The following is a 19,894-nucleotide window of genomic DNA, read 5'->3' as shown; positions in this document are numbered from 1 at the left end:
GCCATGCCGTGCTCACCGGGGTTCCCGGCCTGCAGCGGAACCGGCGGCCGGGCCTGTCGCCGTGCGCCGTCACGGGCCGGGTGCGCGCCACCGCCGGCCATCTCCCACCCGCATCCCACCCGCGTCCCACCCGCAGACCACCCGCGTCCCACCCGCAGACCATTCGTGAAGAGAAGTGAGGCATGACGAGCGACGCTAGGGCCGATTCCACGCTGACGATCGACGGCAAGCGGTGCGACGACAGCGCGTTCCCGCACGTCTGGAGCAGGTGCATCGGCGCCGGACGGGCGAACGAGGCGCTGCGCGCGGACTGGCAACGGCAGTTCGCCGACGTCGTCGAGGCATGCGGAGTCCGGTACATCCGCTTCCACGGCGTCTTCCACGACGACATGTTCGTGTACCGGGAGAGCTACGGCGGTGGGTTCGGGCCGGACGCCCCTCTTGCCGAGCCCGTGTACACGTTCAGCTACGTGGACAAGGTGTTCGACTTCATCCTGGACTGCGGTGTCCGTCCGTTCGTCGAGCTGGGTTTCATGCCGCGCGAGCTGGCGACGGTGACGGAGACGCTGTTCTGGTGGGGCGCGCACGGCAGTCCGCCCAAGGACATGGCGCGCTGGGTCGAGCTGGTCACGAGGTCGGTCGAGCACTGGATCGACCGCTACGGCCTCGACGAGGTGCGGGAGTGGCGCTTCGAGGTGTGGAACGAGCCGAATCTGGTTCCCCACTTCTGGACCGGGACGAAGACCGAGTACTTCGAGCTCTACGAGCAGACCGTGACGGCGATCAAGAACATCGATCCCGCGTTGAAGGTGGGCGGGCCCGCGACGAGCGTCTTCGTGCCCGACGACCGCTACAAGGGCGAGGTCGAGGACCGCGTCGCGACGCACGAGACGGCCGCCGCCTCCGACGTGGACGCGCTCGACTGGCGCCCGGTGTGGATCGAGGACTTCATCGCCTGGTGCGCGGAGCGCGGACTTCCGATCGACTTCGTCTCGACGCACACCTATCCCACCGACTTCGCGTTCGCCGCCGACGGCGAGGCGGTGCACATCACCCGGTACGCCGACGCCACGTTCGACGACCTGACCCTGCTGCGCGAGCTCGTGGGCAGCAGCGCGTACCCGGACGCGGAGATCCACATCACGGAGTGGTCGACGTCGCCGTCATCGCGTGACTTCATCCACGACACGGTGTTCGCGGCGACCTCCATCACGCGGTCGTATCTGCAGTGCGCCACCCTCGCCGACTCGATCTCCTACTGGACCTTCACGGACGTCTTCGAGGAGGGGGGCGCCGGCATCGGGCCGTTCCACGGCGGCTTCGGCCTCGTGAACGAGGGGGGCGTGCACAAGCCCACGTTCCACGCCTTGACGATGCTGGAACGGCTCGGTGACCGGCTGCTCCTCGCGACCTCCGACGGCGTCGTGACCCGCGACAGCCGGACGTCGGCGGTGTCGGCGGTGTTCTTCAACTACCCCGACGACATGGGCATGAAGGGTCTCCGGGCGCAGAACTCGTATGAGGGGACACGCGCGCTGGCCGAGATGGGGCCGAGCCGGAGGATCCGGCACTCGATCGGGGGACTGGAGCCGGGCAGTGCGTTCCTCGTCGAGATCGTGGACTGGGAGCACGGGAATGTCGCCGAGGCCTGGTATCGGCTCGGGCCGCCGCTCAACCCGTCCCGGGCCGAGATCGAGCACCTGAGCAAGGTCGCCGACTCGCTCCTCCGGTTCACGCTGACCGTGCCCGGGACCGGTGTGCTCGATCTCGACGTCGAACTCGCGCCGTGGGCGGTGATGTCGTTGCGGCAGCCGGCATGACGGCACGGCGGCCTTCCCACAGGTGACGCACTGTGGTATCGGTTACATCATATGAATTACATATGTGCTGGAGCGTATACTGGCCTGGTGAAGATCCTCCTGGAGGCCCAGTGACTGCCGCGTCCTCTCATTCCGGTCCGACCGGGAGCACCTCCCACGCCTCGCTGGAGCCGCCCAGCTACCGACGCCCCAGGCGCCTGGGCGACACCGTCGTCACGCATCTGGTCGACCGCGTCGTGTCGGGCGCCTATCCCGTCGACACCGTACTCCCGACCGAGCCCGAGCTGTGCCGTGAGTTCGGCGTCTCCCGCACCGTGGTGCGCGAGTCGATCAAACTGCTGGAGGCGAAGGGCTTGGTCAAGGCGACGCCGGGCCGGGGGACCCGGGTTCTCGAGCCGATCGGCTGGAACCTGCTGGACCCCCTCGTCCTCGAGGCGCAGATCCGGCACGACAGCAACCTGTCCATCCTCGACGACCTCATCAACGTCCGGGCGGCGCTCGAGTGCGACATGGCGGCGCAGTGCGCCCGCGTGATCACACCGGATCAGGCCGAGGCGCTGAAGAAGCAGGCGAACGTCCTCGCGGAGAGCCTGCACGACCCGGAACGCTACGGCAGGGAGGACGTCGCCTTCCATGAGATGATCATGCTGGCCTCCGGCAACCGTCTCGGTCACGCGATCATCCACGGCATCCATGCCAAGGCACGGCTGTCGAGCCGGTACAACGGCGACCCGAGCAGGGAGGAGCACCTCCAGTCGCTCGCCGAGCACCGGCAGATCGAGTCGATGATCCTCCAAGGAGACGCTCAGGGCGCCGCGGCCGCGATGCGCGTCCACATAGTGGGTTCGTGGGCCAGGCGCCGCCCCGGCGTACGCGGAGCGATGGGCCAGGAGTCCGGCTCCTGAGGGGCCGCCGTCGTGGCGCCGGCCGCAGGCCGGCGCCACGACGGCGGGCGGCGCTCACGCGCCGCCCGCCGCCACCACCTGTGGCCGGGGCCGGGGTGTCAGGGTTGGTGCGAGCGCACGGCCGCGGCCGGGATCAGGCCTTCGGCGATCAGGTCGCTCCAGAGCCCGGCGGGGATGTCGGTCTCGAACCGCCGGAGGTTCTCGTCCACCTCGTCTGGTGAGCGCATGCCGACGGCGATCGCGGAGACCGCGGGGTGCAGCAGGGGGAAGGCCAGCGCGGCGGCGGGAAGTTCGACGCCGTGATCCTCGCAGACCGTCGCGATGCGCTCGGCGCGCCCGATCACATCCGCGTCGGGGGCGCGATACTCGTACGTCGAGCCGGGTGCGGGGCGGGCGGTGGACAGCAGGCCGGTGGCGAAGACGCCGACGGCCACCACGGCGACACCGAAACGATGGGCCGGCGCGAGCACCGAGTCGAGCGCGGTGTGGTCGAGCAGCGAGTAGCGGTTCGCCAGCATGATCACGTCGACGAGCCCGTCCTCGATGACCCCGGCGAGCCCGGTGGTGGAGTTCGTCCCGATGCCGATGGCCTTCACGACGCCGTCGGCCTTCAGCCGCGCCAGCGCCGCGAGCCCCTCCCCGGTCGCGCCCTCCCACGCCTGGTCGGGATCGTGCAGGTAGAGGATGTCCACCGACTCGAGTCCGAGGCGCTCCAGGCTCTCCCGGAGCGAGCGTTCGACGCCCGCCGCCGAGAAGTCCCACTGCCGGGTGAGGTCACCGGGAACCGCGAACCCGTCGTCGTCCCGTTCCCGGGGCCGGGGGTTGGGCACGATCAGGCGGCCGACCTTGGTGGACAGGACGAACTCGTCACGAGGGCGGCGGCGCAACTCGGCGCCGATGCGGCGCTCGGAGAGCCCGAGGCCGTAGTGCGGCGCGGTGTCGAAGTAGCGGATGCCGCGATCCCACGCCCGGCGCATCGTCACGGCGGCCTCGCCGTCGGTCATGGGACGGGCGAAGTTGCCGAGCGGCGATCCGCCGAGGCCGAGGACGCCCTGCCTCGACCGCCCCCGCTTCAGCAGCTCCGAGACCTGCGCCGTCATGCGTCGAGCCGATAGAAGGCCGACGCGGTGCCGGACATGACCGCCTGGCGCTCCGCCGGGCTGAGCTCGCCGATCAGCTCGTCCACCGCTCCTCGCCACGCGACCGGGCCGCATCCCAGCTCGGCGAGCGGCCAGTCGGAGCCGTACATGAGCCGCTGCGGGCCGAAGGCCTCCAGCGCCACGCCGACCACGCGGCGCAGGGGGGCTGCGTCGCCGCCGCTCACCAGCCCGGCCAGCCCGGAGATCTTCGCGCAGGTGTTCGGCCGGGCGGCGAGCTCGCGCAGGCCGGCCTCCCAGCGGCCGTCGTCGTCCGCTTCGGCGATCCCGCCGAGGTGGTCGACGACGAAGCGCACGCCGGGATGCGCGGCCGCGACGGTCGCGGCCAGCGGCAGCTGCCACGACCGCACCACCAGGTCGAAGCCGAGGCCGGCGGCGGCCAGCCGGTCGAGCGCCGCTCCCACGTCGGGTCGCCCGAGCCAGTCGGGATCGGGGTCGACATGGACCAGGTGACGGATCCCGACCAGCCTCCGGCGCGCCGCGGCGTCGAGCTCGTCGAGCTGGGCCGCGACGTCACCTGTGAGGTCGGCCCAGCCGACCACGCCCGCGACGCGCGGGCCCGGCTGCGTCAGCAGCCGCCTCGTCTCGGCGGCGCTGTTGCTCGACTGCACGACGACGGCGACGTCCACGCCGGTCGAGTCGAGCATCCGCTCGAGGTCGCCGTGCGCGAAGTCTCTGTCGATCGCCGCCATCGTCACCGGGTCGATCCACGGCTGCGGATCGGTGGCCCGGTTCCAGAGGTGCACGTGCGCGTCGACGGAACTGATCACGACAGGTGCCAGACTTCGTCGATGGGCTGCCACAGGGCGCCGGGATCGCGTTCCTCGACGATGCGCACCTGGCAGGGGTCGGTGTGCGTCCACCACTCGCGCGACACCGGGTCCTCGGCGATGCGGGCCATGTCGGCCTCGTGGTCGTCGCCGACGTACTCGTAGTAGGCGAACAACATGTCGCCGACGATGAAGATCGAGTAGTTCGTGACGTTCGCGTCGCGCAGGGTCTGCTCGACCTGCGGCCAGACGTTGCGATGCAGTTCGAGGTACTCCTCCCGGCGCTCGGGCCGGACGCCGACGACGAGGGCGTGCCGCTCCACGCGGGGCTGGGCGCTCACGACCTCACCCGCTCTCCGGCGGACGCGCCGATGCGGTCGTCCCCGTGGGAATCCGGGATGAGGCGCAGGCCGGCCCGCTTGGGGCGGACATGGGGCCCGTCGATCGCGGCCGGCGGATCCGCGGCCCGCACGGCGTGGATGTGATCCTCGTCCACCCGGATGCCGAGGCCCGGTTCGTCGCCGAGGACGATCCCGCCGTCCTCGAATTCCTGGTCGACGTGGAGTCCGATGGGGGCCGACAGATCCTGGACCTCGAAGGCCAGGTGGTTCGGCACGGCCACGGCGGCGTGCGCCACCGGGTTGGTGTGGTAGGCCACCGGGCTCACGGGCAGGTCACGGCTGTGCGCGACCGCGGCCACCCGCAGGAAGTGCGTGATGCCCCACACGTTGCCCACCTGGACGATGTCGACGGCGTCGGCGTCCAGGAGCGGCCGGTACTGCTCAAGGCCGGTGAGGTTCTCTCCGGTCGCCACGCCGGCGCGGATGCCCTGCCGGACCGAGGCGAGCCCGGCCGCGTCCCACCTGCGCACCGGCTCCTCCACCCAGGCGAGGTCCACCGACCGCTCCAGTGCCGTGAGATAGCGCACGGCCTGCGAGCGGTTCCACGACTCGTTGGCGTCGAGCATGAGGGCGGGTTCGGCCGAGTTGCGGGCGAAGACGTCCCGCAGCGCCTGCAGCCGGCGCAGGTCGTGATCGAGGCTCCGGCCGCCCTTGAGCTTGGCGGCGCTGAAGCCCCGGTCCGCGAAGCGCTCGTAGAGGCGTACGAGGGCGTCGTCGTCGAGGGCGATGTCCAGCCCGGAGGCGTAGCCCGGAACGAACCGGTCACGACCGCCGAGAGTGCGCCAGAGCGGCTCATCGGCCGCCTTGGCCTTGAGGTCCCAGAGCGCCATGTCGATCGCACCGATCGCGCCGAAGGTGGCGCCGGAGTGGCCGGTCTTGAAGACCCGGTCGAGCATCCGGTCGTAGAGCGAGGAGACGGCCCGCGGGTCCTCGCCCTCGACGGCGCCGAAGACGCGGTCGATGTCGCCGTGCGCTCCGAGCCCGACGCCCTCGAGACCGCTGTCGGTCTCGAGGATCAGCACATGCACATCGGTGCGCGGCTCGGGCATGACGCCGTTGGCGTCGCCGATCAGCCGGCCCCAGTCGTGCCCAGTGGTCAGGCTGCGATAGCCGGTGACCTTCACGGTTGCTCCTTTACTACGAGAATTCGACTCACTCCTTGGTGCCTCCGGCCGTCATGCCGGCGACCAGGAAGCGCTGTGCGAAAAGGAAGACGATCAGCACCGGCAACACCGAGATGACGGTCGCGAGCGCGAGCGTGGGCAGCTGCACGGACTGGGCGCCGGCAGAGCTCGGGTTGAACGCCGGTGTCGAGGCGAGCAGGGAGGTCAGGCCGACCTGGACCGGGTACCCGTCGCTCGACGGCAGCATCACGAAAGGCAGGAAGAAGTTGTTCCAGTTCTGGACGAAGCTGAAGAACGCGACCAGGGCGACGATCGGCGCGGCCAGCGGCAGCGCGACCCTCGCGAACACCTGGAACTCGGTGCATCCGTCCAGGCGCGCCGCCGCGAGCAGATCACGCGGGACGCTGGTGGAGAAGTAGATGTAGGTGAGGTACACGCCGAAGGGGAAGAACGACATCGGCAGGATCACCGACAACGGGTTGCCGATCAAGCCCACCACGTTCAGCTCAAGGAAGATCGGCAGCACCAGCGCGGTGTTCGGGATCAGCATGACGATCAGCGTCAGCACCAGGAGCAGCCGCCGGAAGCGGAACTCCGTCAACGCCATCGCGTAGCCCGCCGGGATGCTCGCGACGAGCGTGATGATGAGCGCGCCCACAGCGTACAGCGCCGAGTTGCCGACCCACGAGGTGACCGCGCCGTCCTGGAAGTCGAACAACTGCTTCCAGTTGGCTGCCAGGTCGCCGATGCTGCCGGGCTGGAACGGGTTCTCGATGATGAGCGCGTGTGCGGACTTCGTCGTCGCCAGCAGCAGCCAGACGATCGGGATCACGAAGAACAGCACGAAGATCGCGACCACGACGCCGATGATCGTCCGCATGCTCCAGCCGCTTACACCGTCCTGTCGCCCCGCCGGGCGACCGACGTCGACTGTCGTCATAGCCTCAGTCCTTCTCGAACAGGCCGCCGCGTGTCACGAAGACGGCCGACAGCGCGAGGGCGATGACGAGCAGCAGCAGGGAGATGGCCGCCGCTCCGTTGAAGTCGTTCTGCTGGAACGCGTACTGGTAGGCGAGCTGGTTGAGCGAGTAGTCGTTGGGCACGATCGCGTTGCTCGCCTGAGAGAGCAGCTGTGGCTCGACGAACAACTGCGTGCCGGCGGCGAGCGACATGATGCCCATGTACGAGATCCACTTGCGCAGCATCGGCAGCTGGATGCGCCGGGCGATCTGCACAACGGTGGCGCCGTCGATGCGCGCGGCCTCGATCACGTCGGGGCTGATGTTGTTGAGCGCGCCGTACATGATGACGATCCACCCGCCCGCGCCGGTCCAGAACGCGATGATGGCGAAGACCGGAGGGAGGTTCGCTGGCACGATGACCTGCACGAAGCTGGAGAATCCCAGCATGTGCAGCAGGCCGCTGACCGGGCTGGCGGTCGGGTCGAGAACGAACAGCCACAGCAGCACGCTCGACGCGCCCGCCAGGGCGCCCGGCAGGTAGAAGACGAACCGAAGTGTCCGGCTCAGCCATCGCACCCGGACCGCGTGCACGACGACGGCCAGGAACGAGACCAGCACCACCAGGGCGACTAGCCAGATCACCAGGTAGAGCGCGACATGCGCGACGGCGGGCAGGAAGCGGAAGTCGCTCACAACCTTGGTGAAGTTGGCGATTCCCGCGAAGCCGCCCTCGTTGTCGGTGAACGCGAGGAAGACTGCGTAGAGGGCGGGCAGGACCCCGAACGCGACCACCAGCGCTGTGTAGGGGGCGACGAAGCCGTAGCTCATCGCGCTCCTCTCGCCGGCGGCGCTCCTTTCGCCCGGCCTTCCGCGCGGTGCCAGCGTGGCCGATGGGCCGGTCTCATTCATGGCTGTCATGTCATTTGACCGTATATCCGTTGACCTGGGCCTGGTTCTTGATCGCCGTTTCCCACTCGGGAAGCATGTCGACCAGGTTCTTGCCGTTGGCGATGGCCGGAGTCATCGTCTTCGCCCAGATCGCCTCCTGGCTGAAGACGCCGGAGCCCCACCCGTTCCAGATCAGCGACCCGGCCGTGAGCAGTGCCTGCAGGTCGGTCGCGTAGTAGCCGCTCGACTCCTGCTTCTTGAGCCACTTCTCCGCGGCCGGCGCGTAGGCCGGGTAACCGGGAGCGACGTTCACCTGGTAGTCGTCGGCCGTCGTGACGAACTCGACGAACTTCTCGGCCGCCTTGAGGTTCTTCGAATGGCTGCTGACGAACCAGGTGCCGCCGCCGACGTTGCCGGTCGCGGGGCTGTCGCCCTGCCAGGTCAGCGGCGCCGCGACGCCGAGCTGGCCCGCGGGGACGTTGAGCGACTGCGGGTTGTTGAAGATGGCTCCCGCGTACCAGGCCGGGCCGGGCATCAGGAGCACCTTACCGGTGTACTTCTTCACGAACTCCGGCGTGAACACGCTCACGTTGGGCGTGGTGCCGTTCTTGATCAGAACGTCGAGCATCGACGCGACGCGCTGGCACTCCGGGGTGCCGGTGCTGACCGACACCGTCTTCGGACCGGTGACGCCGTTCGCCTGGCACTTGCCGCTCCAGAAGTAGATCTCCGAGGCGAACGAGTCTCCGACGGCGCCGACGATGTAGCCGGGGTGCTCCTTGGCCACCTTCTCGCCGATCGCCTGATACTCCTCCCACGTCGTGGGGAGGGTGTAGCCGAACTTGTCGAGCAGGTCCTTGTTGTACCAGAGCGCGACCTGGGCGAGGTCGTTGCGCAGGCAGTAGACCTTGCCCTCGACGGTGCACGGGTCCAGCGAACCCTTGGTGAAGGAGTCGAGGGTGGCCTTCGGGACGAGCCCGCCGTCGAGCACGGCCGCGAACGCCTGCTTGCCGTTGCTCTTCTGGCTCGCCCACGCCGCGTCGTTGTTCTGCGTCGAGAACACGACGTCGGGCCAGCCGTTGCCGGCCCGGTCGAAGAGCTGCACCTTCGTCCGGAACGAGTTGGAGCCGTTGGCGGAGCCGTCGTACGTAACAACGTTGATCTTGACGTCCGGGTTGGCCTTCTTGAAGGCGTCGGCCGCGCTTGATCTATCGGAGTCAACCCATACAGTGATGGGAGCCTTGTCGTCCTGAGTTACCTGCGGAAAGCCGTAGGAACCGACTGAGGTGCCGCCGTCGCCGCCGCAACCGGCCAGGGTGAGGGCGATGGCCGATGCTCCGGCAACGCTGATCGCGCGCATCCATGGGCCCGTGCGTCCGGCTCGTGTGAAACGGAACATGTTCGAGTCCTTTTTGTCCTGTCTCCCACATCGGGGGGTGAGAGATGGTGATAAAAGTAACGGCATACGTATGATGAGCGCAAGGGTTGCCGCCGCTGGTGCGGTGCGGTGCGAAGGAGAGGGAGAACGCCGATGAAGGGTGCTGCGTATGTGGGCGGAGGCCGTCTGGAGACGGTCTCCGTGGAGGTCGGGCCGCCGGGCCCCGGGGAGCTTCAGATCGCCGTCGCGTACTGCGGATTGTGCGGAACCGACCTCCACATCGCGCACGGCGCCATGGACGCCCGGGTGCGGACGCCCCTCGTGTTCGGCCACGAGACGTCGGGCACCGTGGCGGCGGTCGGTGCGGGCGTGGAGGGCTGGAAGGTCGGTGACCCCCTGACCGTCATGCCGTTGGTCTGGGACGGCACGTGCCCGGCCTGCCTCGCCGGTCATCAGCATATTTGCCAGAACCTCGTCTTCGTCGGAATCGACGCCCCCGGAGGACTTCAACAGCGGTGGAATGTGCCGGCGTCGATCGCGGTGCCGCTTCCCCCCGGCCTCGACCTGCGTACGGCGGCGCTCGTCGAGCCCGTCGCCGTGGCGGTGCACGACGTCCGGCGCTCGGACCTCCAGGTCGGCGACCACGCGGTCGTGCTCGGCGGCGGCCCCATCGGCGTGCTCATCGCCACCGTGGCGCGTGACGCCGGCGCGCACGTCATCGTAGCCGAGGTCGACGCCTCTCGCCGCAGCCGCATCGCCGCGCTCGGGTTCGAGGTGATCGATCCCGCCTCGGCGGACATGGCCGCCGAGATCGGACGCTGGACGAACGGCGTCGGCGCCGATGTGGTGTTCGAGGTGTCGGGAGCCGCCGCCGCGGCCCGATCCGCCACCGACCTGGCGAAGGTGCGCGGGACGATCGTCGTGGTGGCCATCCACTCCGCCCCCCGCGAGCTGGACCTGCAGCGCGTGTTCTGGCGCGAGCTGCGTCTGCTGGGCGCCCGGGTCTACCAGCGGTCCGACTTCGAGCGCGCCGTCGACCTGCTCAGCCGGGGCCGCATCCCCGCGCAGGCCCTCATCTCCCGCGTCGTCCCGATCGAGGAGGTCGCCTCCGCGATGGACGACCTGTCGGCGGGCCGGGCCATGAAGATCCTGGTGGACGTCGCGGGGGAGGCCGGGGCATGAGCGGTCTGTTCGACCTTCACGGCCGTCTCGCCGTCGTCACCGGCGCCCGCCGTGGCATCGGCCGCGCCATGGCGGAGGCCCTCGCCGCCGCCGGCGCGGACATCATCGGTGTGAGCACTCAGGCGCGGGCCGACGACGAGATCGCCGAGTCGATCCGCGGGCTCGGCCGATCCTTCGAGAGCCGGGCGGTGGACTTCGCGGATCGCGACGCCGTCCTGGCGCTGGGCGCCGAGCTCGCGGAACGGGCTCCCGACATCCTCGTCAACAACGCGGGCACCATCGAACGGGCTCCCGCGGCGGAGCATCCGCTCTCGTGGTGGGACCGGGTGATCGAGATCGACCTGTCCAGCCAGTTCGCCCTCACGCAGCTGGTCGCGCGTCCGATGCTGGAGCGCGGCCGCGGCAAGGTCGTGTTCACGGCGAGCATGCTGAGCTTCCAGGGCGGGATCAACGTGCCCGGCTACACCGCCGCGAAGTCGGGGATCGCCGGCCTCACCCGTGCCCTCGCCAACGAGTGGGCCGGACGGGGCGTGAACGTCAACGCCATCGCGCCGGGCTACATCGCGACCGACAACACGGCGGCGCTCCGCGACGATCCCGACCGGTCGCGGTCGATCCTGGAGCGGATCCCGGCCGGGCGCTGGGGCCGCGGCGACGACCTCGCCGGAGTGGCGGTCTTCCTCAGCTCGGCGGCCTCCGACTACGTCTCCGGCGCGATCATCCCGGTGGACGGCGGGTGGCTGGCGAGATAACGCGCTCGCCCCGATAGAAGAGGCGGGGAAGCCGCATGGCTTCCCCGCCTCATCGTCGTCCGGCGGCTACCGCCGTTAGGTGACTACCGGGAGACCCCGGGGAAGGTCCGCAGGGCGGGCTCGATGCCGGCCTGCTCGATCACCTGCTGGGCGTCGGCCGGCCAGGCCGTGCCCGAGACCTGGACGTTGTCGATCAGCTGGTTGTTGTGCACGCCGGCGTCCGGCGTCTGCGTGCCGCCCGAGTTGTACCAGTTGTGCTGGAGCACGTTGTCGCTGGTGTTGTTGATCGTCCCGTAGGAGTTCGTGAACACCCACACTCCGCAGTCCTGGATCACGTTGTTCTTCATCGTCACGTAGCGAGATCCCTCATCCAGGTAGAGACCCACCGTGCGCTTGGTGTCGTAGATGTAGTTCCCGCTGAACACGGCGCCGGGGTTGGCCGACAGGTTGTACAGGCTCCCGCCGTCGTGGAAGACCTTCTTCACGCCGTGGATCAGGTTGCCGGTCACCTCGGTGTTCTTGAGGGTCGTCGGCGTGGTGTAGATCGGCTGGTACGCGTAGAGGCCCCGGTTCTTGTAGTCCTGACTGCCGCCCGTGTCGTTCGCACCCCAGCCCCAGCCGGTGTCGATCCCGTCGTAGGCGAGGTTCGAGACCTCGTTGTGCGCGATCACGGCGTGGTCCACGTAGGTGGTGAGGATGCCCGACATCTCCTTGTAGTCCTTGGCGACGTCGGTCACGAAGTTGTTGTCGATCGTGATGTCGCGCAGGGTCATCGCCGGGTCGCCCGGGTGGTGGGCGTCCGGCTGGACGCCGCCCGCGACGACCCCCGCGCCACCGAGATCGGTGAACAGGTTGTGGTGCACGGTCGTCTCGGTGACGCCGAGCCCGATCCCTGCTCCGTTCGCGTTGGCGTCCAGGCCGATGCCGAGGCCCACCTGCCCGAGGTGGGCGAAGACGTCGTCGGTGAACTTCACACGGGTGGCCGCGGCCACCTGGACCGCCGCCGGCATCTGGTTCCAGCCGTTGCGCGCGCCCTCGAACAGCGGGCAGCCCGACTGGCAACTGCTCAGATAGTCGGCGGGCTGCGGGTAGGCCTTCGGGATGAAGGCGCCGTTCTGCTGGTCGGCGTAGCCGATCGACGAGCCGGGCGACAGCCAGGTCGAGTGCGAGAACTGGATGCCCGAGAAGGTCAGGTCGTGCACCGGGTTCGCGTAGCTGCCCGCGATCTGCACGAGCGACTCGAGGGAGGGCAGCACGAACGACGCGCCGTTCGGGTCCTCACCGGCGGCGGCGCGGTAGTACAGCTTGCCGGCGGCCGGGTCGAGGTACCACTGTCCCTCCTGCAGGAAGGCGTAGGAGTTCTCGAGCAGCAGTTGGCCGCCCGCGAACGGGCGCGCCAGGGTGTCGTACCCCCAGTTGTTGTTCTGCCATGCGGGCTGCTGCATGGTGATCGTCGTCCCGCTGATGTTCTGCACGGGGGCGTACCGATCGGTGAAGGAGCCCTGGCTCTCGACCTCGATGCGGCTCTGGTCCGGCAGCGTCGCGAGGTAGTTCAGCGCGGGATTCTTGATCTCCATGCCGGACTCGGTGATCGTCACGTCGCCGCGGGCGATCGTGATCGCCGCGCGCGGCGCCGCGGCGTCGTTCTTGTAGAGCTGACGGCTGTCCTGCCCCTTGGGCACCGAGGCGACGAAAATGTTCTTGCCGGCGTCGTACGACGTCCAGCCGGTCACGGCCCGGCCGCCGGAGATGATCGGGTGCGCCCCCTTCGCCGCGGTCCAGGTCACCGGCTTGGCGCCGGACCCTGAGTCCTCCGCGGTGAAACGCAGCGGCTTGTCGAGCCGATAGGTCCCGTCCCTCAGCTCGACCGTCACGGCGCTTCCCGCGCGCGCCGACGCGCGCGCCATCGCCTGCGCCGCGGGCAGAGTGCGCAGCGGCTTGCCCGGCGTGCCCTGATGGTGATCGTCGCCGTCGGGCGAGACCACGATCGTGGTCCGGCCGGGATGGGGCGGCACGGCGAGCGCCGGTGTGGCGCCGATGACGACGATGCCGGCGGTCGCGACGGAGATGCTTGCTACGAGGGTTGCCAAATGACCCTGTTTCACTTGTCTTCGGCTCCCTTGGTGCATGTGATGTAACACATCATAGGTATGATGAAATCTTGAGTAAAGGGCGTCCGTCAAGAGGGGTGATTCCCGAGCATGAGCGAGCAGCAGAGCGAAGGCCCCGTCAGCGGCCGGCGCGTCGAGGTGTCGACGCTGGGTGAGGCCATAGTGCGGCTGTCGCCCCCGGCCGGCGAGCGGCTGCGCGATTGTGGCTGGCTGCGGGTGCACGCCGGCGGCGCCGAGGCGAACGTCGCCGTCGCCCTGGCGTCGGTCGGCGTGTCCGCCCGCTGGACGTCGGCGCTGCCGGACACGGTCCTAGGGCGCCGGGTCGCGGACTCACTGTCGAGCGCCGGCGTCCTCCTCGACACCGTGCGCTGGATGGCCGACGAGCGCCTCGGACTCTACTTCGCCGAGATCGGCTCCCCGCCCCGCCCGACGAGCGTCCTCTACGACCGGGCCGGTACCGCGTTCGGCTCGCTCCGCGTCGACGATCTCGACTGGACCGCCGTGTGCGAGGCGCGGATCATCCATCTGACCGGCATCACCGCCGCGCTGGCACCCGGATCGGACGCGCTCGTGCTGCGAACGGCACGGGAGGGGCGTACGCGCGGCGCTCTGGTCGTCTACGACGTCAACTATCGATCGGCGCTGTGCTCGCCGGAGGCGGCCGCCTCGTTCGCCGCCGAAGTGGCTCCCGACGTCGACCTGTTGATCTGCCGCGCCGAGGACGCTCGCGACCTCTTCGGCCTGGCCGGCGATCCCGCGACGCTCGCGCGCGATCTGGCGACGACGCTGGCGGTCGGCCGCGTCGTGGTGACGGCCGGGGCCGGCGGCGCGGTCGCACACTGGGAGGGCGAGTCCTTCGCGGCCCCCGCGCTGCCCACCGTCGGAGTCGATCGGATCGGCGCCGGGGACGCCTTCGCGGCCGGCGTGCTGTGGGGCGTACTCGACGATTCCCCCGAGGAGGCGCTCCGCCGGGGAACGGCGATGGCCTCCCTGGCGATGAGCGTGCAGGGAGACCAGTGCCGCTTCAGCGCCGAGGAGGTGCTCGAGATCGCCCGGGGCACCGGGCGTGAGGTCCGCCGCTGAACCTCACGCCCCGCCGCCCGGCCGGTGGGGGAACCTCCCCAGGCGCCGGCCTCCGCCGGGGTGAGGGATCACCCCGGCGAAGGCGCGTGCCCGGACGGCGTCAGACGCGGGTCCACTTCTGGTTGTTCTGACCGTTGCACGTGTAGATCTGCACCTTGGTGCCGTTGGCGGTGCCGTTGCCGGACACGTCCAGGCACTTGTTGGCCCCGACGGCGGTGATGCTGCCGTCGGAGTTGAGGCGCCACTTCTGGTTGTTCTGCCCGTTGCAGTCCCAGATGAGCACGCTCGTGCCGTTCGCCGTGCTCGCACCGTTGACGTCGAGGCACTTGTTGCCGTAGACCCGCAGCTCACCGGCGCTTGTGGTGGTCCACTTCTGGTTGTTCTGGCCGTTGCAGTCCCAGATCTGCGCCAGGGCGCCGTTGGCCTGCGAGGCGCCGTTGACGTCCAGGCACCGCCCCGACGCCACACCCCTCAGCGCACTCGTGCTCGCCGAAGACGAAGGTGACGGCGAAGGCGAAGGCGAGGGGGACGTGGAGGGGGATGGAGACGGGGACGGGGACGGGGACGGGGAGGGCGATGGGCCGGCCAGTTCCTTGACACGGATGTTGCGGTACGCCACCACGTTGCCCGACCCGTGGTTCTGGATGCCGATGTAGCCCTGCTGGAGCGAGCGGGCCGAATCGGTGTTGGTGAAATCGTTGATCTTGGTTCCGTTCAGGAACACCTGCAGCCGCTCACCCTCCACCAGCAGCTCATAGGTGTTCCACTGACCCGGCGGGTTCAGCGCCGCGTCGCGTGCGGCGATGTCCGCCGACTTGACCCCGTAGATCGCCCCTGTCGTCTTGTCCGAGGTGTCGGTCGCGTCGATCTGCACCTCATATCCGGTGTTGAGCGCCGTGTTCGGGTCGCTGGTGGGCGGGAATCCGACGATCACCCCCGAGTTGGAGTCGCCGGTCATCCTCCAGTCGAGCTTGAGGGAGTAGGAGTGGAACTCCTTGGCGCCGTAGTACAGCATCCCCATGCCGCCCTGGGAGGTCAGCGTGGCGTCGCTGTTGGTGAACGACCCCGGCCCGACCTGCGACCAGCCCGTCGTCGACCCGTTGTACAGCGCCGTGTACCCGGTCTCCGGGCGGCAGTCGGCGTTGACGGCCTTGGCCGCGTACCGGATCCCGCCCAGCAGCAGGGTGCGGAAGTTCGAGTCGGCGTACGACTCCTGGGTGTGTCCCAACCCCGTGTAGAACGCCCGGCCGGAGGACTGGGGGTGGCACCAGGTGATCGGGTGATCACCCATGCCGCCGCCGCTGTAGCTGCTCTCGTCCAGGCTCTGCAGCACGCGGACGTTCGAGCGGGGGTTGGAGCGGAAGCTGTACCACTCGTCCGTACGCGACCATGTCGTCCCCAGGTGAGCGGTCGCGGCGTGCGCCCGGTCCTCGTTCCGCACGGTGGCCTGCTGGATCGCCGGGTGGTTGTTGAACCAGGCGCCCATCAGCTGCCCGTAGTACGGCCAGTTGTACTCGGTGTCGGCGGCCGCATGGACCCCGACGTAACCGCCTCCGCCGTTCACGTACGTCTGGAAGGCGGCCTGCTGGCTGTCGTTCAGCACATCACCGGTGGTGCTGAGGAACACCACCGCCTTGTACTGGGCGAGGTTGCTCGTGTTGAAGGCGTTCGAGTCCTCGGTGGCGTCGACGGTGAAGTCGTTGGCGGCGCCCAGGTCGCGGATGGTCTGGATCCCCGTGGGGATCGAGTCGTGCCGGAACGCGGCCGTCTTGGAGAACACCAGCACCTTGAAGGCGGCGGCCTGGGCGGGGACGGTGGGGATCACCGTCGCGGCGACGGTGAGCGCCGCCGCGGTCATCGACAGGCGTCGCAGCAGGGATGTCTTCCGGTCGCTCCCCGCGACGCGCCCGAGCGCGGCGGGGGTCAGATGTCGCAGCATGGGTGTCCTTTCGTCGCCGCCCGGCGCGGCCCCTTCCGAGGAGGAAAGCCGGGGTCGCGCCGGGCGGTCGCATCAATGGGTGATCGGCGTGAGGCCGGGCGGTGTGCCGGGTGGCCTCAGACGCGGGTCCACTTCTGGTTGTTCTGGCCGTTGCAGGTCCAGATGATGACCTTGCTGCCGTTGGCGGTGCCGTTGCCGGTCACGTCGAGGCACTTGTTGGCCCCGACGGCGGTGATGCTGCCGTCGGAGTTGAGGCGCCACTTCTGGTTGTTCTGGCCGTTGCAGTCCCAGATGACCACGCTGGTGCCGTCGGCGGTGGCGCCACCGTTGACGTCCAGGCACTTGTTGCCGTAGACCCGCAGCTCACCGGCGCTGGTGGAGGTCCACTGCTGGTTGGCCTGCCCGTTGCAGTCCCAGATCTGCGCCAGGGCGCCGTTGGCCTGCGAGGCGCCGTTGATGTCCAGGCACCGCCCCGACGCCACACCCTTCAACGCACTCGTGCTCGCCGAGGGCGACGGGGAGGCGGAGGGGGAGGGAGAGGGCGACGGAGAGGGTGACGGGGAGGACGACGTGCCGGTGGCGAAGGTGAAGGCGTCCAGATCGAACAGGTAGCCCTGTCCTGTCGCGCCGCGGAAGACCAGGTACAGCGTCGTCGTTCCGGACGGCACGCCGCTGAGGTTCGCCGAGACGTCGGTGAAGGTTTCCCAGCTTCCGGTGCTCGCGACGTTCACCGTGCCCAGCAACGTGCCCGTGGCCGAGCCCGCCCGCACCTCGATCCTGCCGCCCGCGCCGGCCGAGGACACCCGAGCGGTGATCTTCGTCGCGTTGCTCAGGTTGTAGGGCTGGAAGGAGATCCAGTCGCCGTCGTCGGTGAAGCCGACCGTCTTGCCGCCCTCCGCGGTGGTGTGCTCCGCCACCTGGACGCCCTGCTGGGCGCCGAAGTGCTCGGCCTGCCGGTGGCGCGGCTGGAGCGTACGGAGATTGGTGGTGGTCAGGCCCCCCGCGTCGGTGTAGGAGGCCTCGAAGACGCCGAAGATGTTGGCCGCGGAGTCGTGCTCACCGTCCACCGGCACGTTGATCGAGCCGCTGCAGCCGCTCTTGGAGGTGATCTGGTGCGCGTGGCTGTCGTGGCCGAGGAAGTAGGTGACGGTCACCTTCGAGCAGTCGATCGTGCCGTCCTCCGGGTCGCTGACGCTGACCTGGAAGGGCACGGTGTCGCCGAAGGAGAACAGCTGCCCGTCGCCGGGGGAGGTCAGCGTCACCGCGGGAGCGGTGTTGCCGACGGTCACGATCACACTCGCGCTACCGGTCAGCCCCTGCGGGTCGCGGACGGTGAGGGTGGCGGTGTAGGTGCCGTTCGTGGTGTAGGTCTTGCTCGGGTTGGCGGCCGTGGAGGTGGTGCCGTCGCCGAAGCTCCACGAGTAGGTCAGCGTGCCGCCCTCGGGGTCGGAACTGCCCGAGGAGGAGAAGCTCACGGTCAGCGGAGCCGGTCCCGAGGTCTTGTTGGCGGCGGCCTTGGCGATCGGGTTGCGGTTGGCCTTGCCGATGTACTCGACCCGGTACAGCGCCTGGTTGTTGTTTCCGGTGCCGTAGTCGAGGACGTACAGGGCGCCGTCGGGGCCGAACGCCATGTCCATCACCTGGGTGCCGCTCCAGGGGAACGCCGAGATCTCCCCGTACGCGCCGTCCGATTTGACCTCGATCGCCTTGATCCAGCGGCGGCCGTACTCACCGGCGAAGAAGCGCCCGTCGAGCGTCTGGGGGAACTTGACGGCCGAGCTCGAGTTCGGGTCGAACCGGTAGACCGGGCCGCCCATCGGCGACTCGGACCCGGAGCCGAACTCCGGTGGCGAGCCGGCGTCCCCCGCGTACCTGATCCATGCCGGCCTCGCCGCGGGCAGCGTGGTCAGGCCGGTGTTGCGGAAGGAGTTGTTGGTCGCGCCGCCCGAGCAGTTGAACTTCGGTCCGGTGCTGTTGGTGGCGAAGTTCCACTCGTTGTAGGTCTCGCTGGTGGTGTTCGTGCCGGTGCAGTACGGCCAGCCGTAGTTGCCCGCACTGGTGATGCGGTTGAACTCCACCTGCCCTTGCGGCCCGCGGTTGGAGTTGGTCGACCCCGCGTCCGGCCCGTAGTCGCCCAGGTAGACGACGCCGGTCGCCTTGTCCACACTCATCCGGAACGGGTTACGAAAGCCCATCCCGTAGATCTCCGGCCGGGTCTTCGCCGTCCCCGGCGGGAACAGGTTGCCGCTGGGGATCGTGTAGGTCCCGTCCGGCTGCGGCTTGATCCGCAGGAGCTTGCCGCGCAGGTCGTTGGTGTTGGCCGCGGTCCGCTGCACGTCGTACTGCGGATTGCGGTCGGTCCGCTCGTCCAGCGGGGAGTAGCCGGCCGACTCGAAGGGGTTGCTGTCGTCGCCGGTGGTCAGGTAGAGGTTCCCGGCGGCGTCGAAGTCGATGTCACCACCGACGTGACAGCACATCCCGCGGTCGTTCGGCACCTCCAGCACGACCTTCTCACTGCTCAGGTCGAGCGTGTCGTCGGACTTGAGCGTGAAACGGGACAGGTTCAGGTGTCCCTTCCACGAGTCGAACTGCGCCTGCGTGCCGTTGGCGGGCGCGTCACCGCTCGGCGTGCTCAGCCGCGGCGAGTAGTACAGCCAGATGTACCGGTTCGACGCGAAGTTCGGGTCGACCGCCACACCCTGCAGGCCCTCCTCGTCATGGGTGTAGACATTGAGCTTGGCGGCCACCTTCGTGGTGCCGTTGACATCGGTGATGCGCACCGTGCCGTCGCGGGCCGTGTGCACGACCGATCGGTTCGGCATCACGGCCAGCGACATCGCCTCACCCAGCTCCGAGCCTCCCGAGGCGAGCGACACCTGCTGGTAGTCGGACGCGGGGATGGTCAGCGCGTTCGCCGGGGCGGTGGTGACCGCGAGGGCTCCGGAAGTGATCAGCGCCATCGTGGTCAGCGTTGTGAGCCACGAACGTCGGGACATCGGTTTCCTTCCTGACAGGTCAAGATCAGTCAGGGCAAAGCGCGCGCCGACGCGCTGTTGCCAAGGTTCTGCTTCGTGCCCAGAGGGGTGCCGCCTCTGGTTCCCTCATCCGGCCGCCGATCCCGGCGGCCGGATGAGGGAGGCTTCGGGTGCGGATCGCCGTCGCGAGCCGTCCACCGGGTTTCCCGTGAGTGCGCTGCCTGTGGCCGTGACGGCCGGTGGGGGAAAGCGTCACGTGCGGCCGTCGCCGGGGCGAGCTATCTCCCCGGCGACGGCGTGTGCCCGGATGGTGTCAGGCTCGGGTCCACTTCTGGTTGTTCTGGCCGTTGCAGGTCCAGATGATGACCTTGCTGCCGTTGGCGGTGCCGTTGTTGTAGACGTCGAGGCACTTGTTCGCGCCCACGGCGGTGATGCTGCCGTCGGAGT

At 69.1% G+C, this 19,894-nt stretch carries 16 protein-coding genes; 5 read left to right on the top strand and 11 right to left on the bottom strand.

The genetic code is table 11. The features are described 5' to 3' along the window. The first annotated feature begins 182 nt into the window (after window positions 1-182). Window positions 183-1,820 (top strand): GH39 family glycosyl hydrolase, encoded by a 1,638-nt coding sequence (locus FLX07_RS34850; protein WP_142576074.1) that lies wholly within the window; start codon window positions 183-185, stop codon window positions 1,818-1,820. Between the two features lie 110 nt (window positions 1,821-1,930). Further along, the gene (locus tag FLX07_RS34845; RefSeq protein ID WP_167748506.1) at window positions 1,931-2,725 is read left to right on the top strand and encodes a FadR/GntR family transcriptional regulator; all 795 of its coding nucleotides are present in this window, start codon (window positions 1,931-1,933) and stop codon (window positions 2,723-2,725) included. Window positions 2,726-2,823: 98 nt separating this feature from the next. Here FLX07_RS34845 and FLX07_RS34840 read toward each other — a convergent pair whose 3' ends face one another. The 7 genes from FLX07_RS34840 to FLX07_RS34810 all read right to left on the bottom strand — a co-directional run bounded on the left by FLX07_RS34840 (window position 2,824) and on the right by FLX07_RS34810 (window position 9,426). Further along, on the bottom strand, window positions 2,824-3,825 hold the full coding sequence (locus FLX07_RS34840) for an aldo/keto reductase (RefSeq protein WP_142576070.1): 1,002 nt from the start codon (window positions 3,823-3,825) through the stop codon (window positions 2,824-2,826). Further along, window positions 3,822-4,652: an amidohydrolase family protein gene (locus tag FLX07_RS34835; RefSeq protein ID WP_208762550.1), complete on the bottom strand. Its 831-nt coding sequence runs from the start codon at window positions 4,650-4,652 to the stop codon at window positions 3,822-3,824. The genes FLX07_RS34840 and FLX07_RS34835 overlap by 4 nt, the downstream gene beginning before the upstream one ends. Next, window positions 4,649-4,993 (bottom strand): L-rhamnose mutarotase, encoded by a 345-nt coding sequence (locus FLX07_RS34830; RefSeq protein WP_142576068.1) that lies wholly within the window; start codon window positions 4,991-4,993, stop codon window positions 4,649-4,651. The genes FLX07_RS34835 and FLX07_RS34830 overlap by 4 nt, the downstream gene beginning before the upstream one ends. After that, a complete protein-coding gene (locus tag FLX07_RS34825; protein ID WP_142576066.1) occupies window positions 4,990-6,177 on the bottom strand; it encodes a mandelate racemase/muconate lactonizing enzyme family protein in 1,188 nt (395 codons plus the stop codon). The genes FLX07_RS34830 and FLX07_RS34825 overlap by 4 nt, the downstream gene beginning before the upstream one ends. A 28-nt stretch (window positions 6,178-6,205) precedes the next feature. Continuing rightward, on the bottom strand, window positions 6,206-7,117 hold the full coding sequence (locus FLX07_RS34820; protein ID WP_142576064.1) for a carbohydrate ABC transporter permease: 912 nt from the start codon (window positions 7,115-7,117) through the stop codon (window positions 6,206-6,208). A 4-nt stretch (window positions 7,118-7,121) separates the two neighbouring features. Continuing rightward, window positions 7,122-7,967: a carbohydrate ABC transporter permease gene (locus FLX07_RS34815; RefSeq protein ID WP_208762549.1), complete on the bottom strand. Its 846-nt coding sequence runs from the start codon at window positions 7,965-7,967 to the stop codon at window positions 7,122-7,124. A 91-nt stretch (window positions 7,968-8,058) separates the two neighbouring features. Next, complete coding sequence (locus tag FLX07_RS34810; RefSeq protein WP_142576062.1) at window positions 8,059-9,426, bottom strand: ABC transporter substrate-binding protein; 1,368 nt, start codon at window positions 9,424-9,426, stop codon at window positions 8,059-8,061. A gap of 132 nt (window positions 9,427-9,558) precedes the next feature. Here FLX07_RS34810 and FLX07_RS34805 point away from each other — a divergent pair, with 132 nt between their 5' ends. Continuing rightward, window positions 9,559-10,587 (top strand): zinc-dependent alcohol dehydrogenase, encoded by a 1,029-nt coding sequence (locus FLX07_RS34805; protein ID WP_142576060.1) that lies wholly within the window; start codon window positions 9,559-9,561, stop codon window positions 10,585-10,587. Then, complete coding sequence (locus tag FLX07_RS34800) at window positions 10,584-11,339, top strand: SDR family oxidoreductase (protein ID WP_142576047.1); 756 nt, start codon at window positions 10,584-10,586, stop codon at window positions 11,337-11,339. The genes FLX07_RS34805 and FLX07_RS34800 overlap by 4 nt, the downstream gene beginning before the upstream one ends. Before the next feature lie 83 nt (window positions 11,340-11,422). Here the strand turns inward: FLX07_RS34800 and FLX07_RS34795 are convergent, their stop codons facing one another. Further along, window positions 11,423-13,429 (bottom strand): right-handed parallel beta-helix repeat-containing protein, encoded by a 2,007-nt coding sequence (locus FLX07_RS34795; protein WP_167748505.1) that lies wholly within the window; start codon window positions 13,427-13,429, stop codon window positions 11,423-11,425. Window positions 13,430-13,540: 111 nt separating this feature from the next. Between FLX07_RS34795 and FLX07_RS34790 the strand changes: the two genes are divergently transcribed. Then, on the top strand, window positions 13,541-14,533 hold the full coding sequence (locus FLX07_RS34790) for a sugar kinase (protein ID WP_142576042.1): 993 nt from the start codon (window positions 13,541-13,543) through the stop codon (window positions 14,531-14,533). A gap of 100 nt (window positions 14,534-14,633) precedes the next feature. Here the strand turns inward: FLX07_RS34790 and FLX07_RS34785 are convergent, their stop codons facing one another. The 3 genes from FLX07_RS34785 to FLX07_RS34775 form a co-directional block, all read right to left on the bottom strand. Continuing rightward, window positions 14,634-16,472, bottom strand: coding sequence for a lectin (locus tag FLX07_RS34785; protein WP_142576041.1), 1,839 nt, complete (start codon window positions 16,470-16,472; stop codon window positions 14,634-14,636). A gap of 116 nt (window positions 16,473-16,588) precedes the next feature. Beyond that, window positions 16,589-19,468: a lectin gene (locus tag FLX07_RS34780; protein ID WP_142576039.1), complete on the bottom strand. Its 2,880-nt coding sequence runs from the start codon at window positions 19,466-19,468 to the stop codon at window positions 16,589-16,591. Window positions 19,469-19,760: 292 nt separating this feature from the next. Next, a complete protein-coding gene (locus FLX07_RS34775; RefSeq protein WP_280116566.1) occupies window positions 19,761-19,880 on the bottom strand; it encodes an RICIN domain-containing protein in 120 nt (39 codons plus the stop codon). Window positions 19,881-19,894: the final 14 nt, after the last annotated feature.

This window comes from Microbispora bryophytorum (genome assembly GCF_006874465.1).
Lineage (GTDB): Bacteria > Actinomycetota > Actinomycetes > Streptosporangiales > Streptosporangiaceae > Microbispora > Microbispora bryophytorum.
Note: the sequence above shows the minus strand (reverse complement) of the source record. Positions and strands in the feature narration are given on the sequence as shown.

Bases quoted from the DNA above. Each gene is read 5' to 3' on its own strand.
- FLX07_RS34785 (WP_142576041.1), bottom strand. From the start codon at position 16,472: ATGCTGCGACATCTGACCCCCGCCGCGCTCGGGCGCGTCGCGGGGAGC.
- FLX07_RS34790 (WP_142576042.1), top strand. From the start codon at position 13,541: ATGAGCGAGCAGCAGAGCGAAGGCCCCGTCAGCGGCCGGCGCGTCGAG.
- FLX07_RS34810 (WP_142576062.1), bottom strand. From the start codon at position 9,426: ATGTTCCGTTTCACACGAGCCGGACGCACGGGCCCATGGATGCGCGCG.
- FLX07_RS34805 (WP_142576060.1), top strand. From the start codon at position 9,559: ATGAAGGGTGCTGCGTATGTGGGCGGAGGCCGTCTGGAGACGGTCTCC.
- FLX07_RS34800 (WP_142576047.1), top strand. From the start codon at position 10,584: ATGAGCGGTCTGTTCGACCTTCACGGCCGTCTCGCCGTCGTCACCGGC.
- FLX07_RS34780 (WP_142576039.1), bottom strand. From the start codon at position 19,468: ATGTCCCGACGTTCGTGGCTCACAACGCTGACCACGATGGCGCTGATC.
- FLX07_RS34820 (WP_142576064.1), bottom strand. From the start codon at position 7,117: ATGACGACAGTCGACGTCGGTCGCCCGGCGGGGCGACAGGACGGTGTA.
- FLX07_RS34840 (WP_142576070.1), bottom strand. From the start codon at position 3,825: ATGACGGCGCAGGTCTCGGAGCTGCTGAAGCGGGGGCGGTCGAGGCAG.
- FLX07_RS34850 (WP_142576074.1), top strand. From the start codon at position 183: ATGACGAGCGACGCTAGGGCCGATTCCACGCTGACGATCGACGGCAAG.
- FLX07_RS34815 (WP_208762549.1), bottom strand. From the start codon at position 7,967: ATGAGCTACGGCTTCGTCGCCCCCTACACAGCGCTGGTGGTCGCGTTC.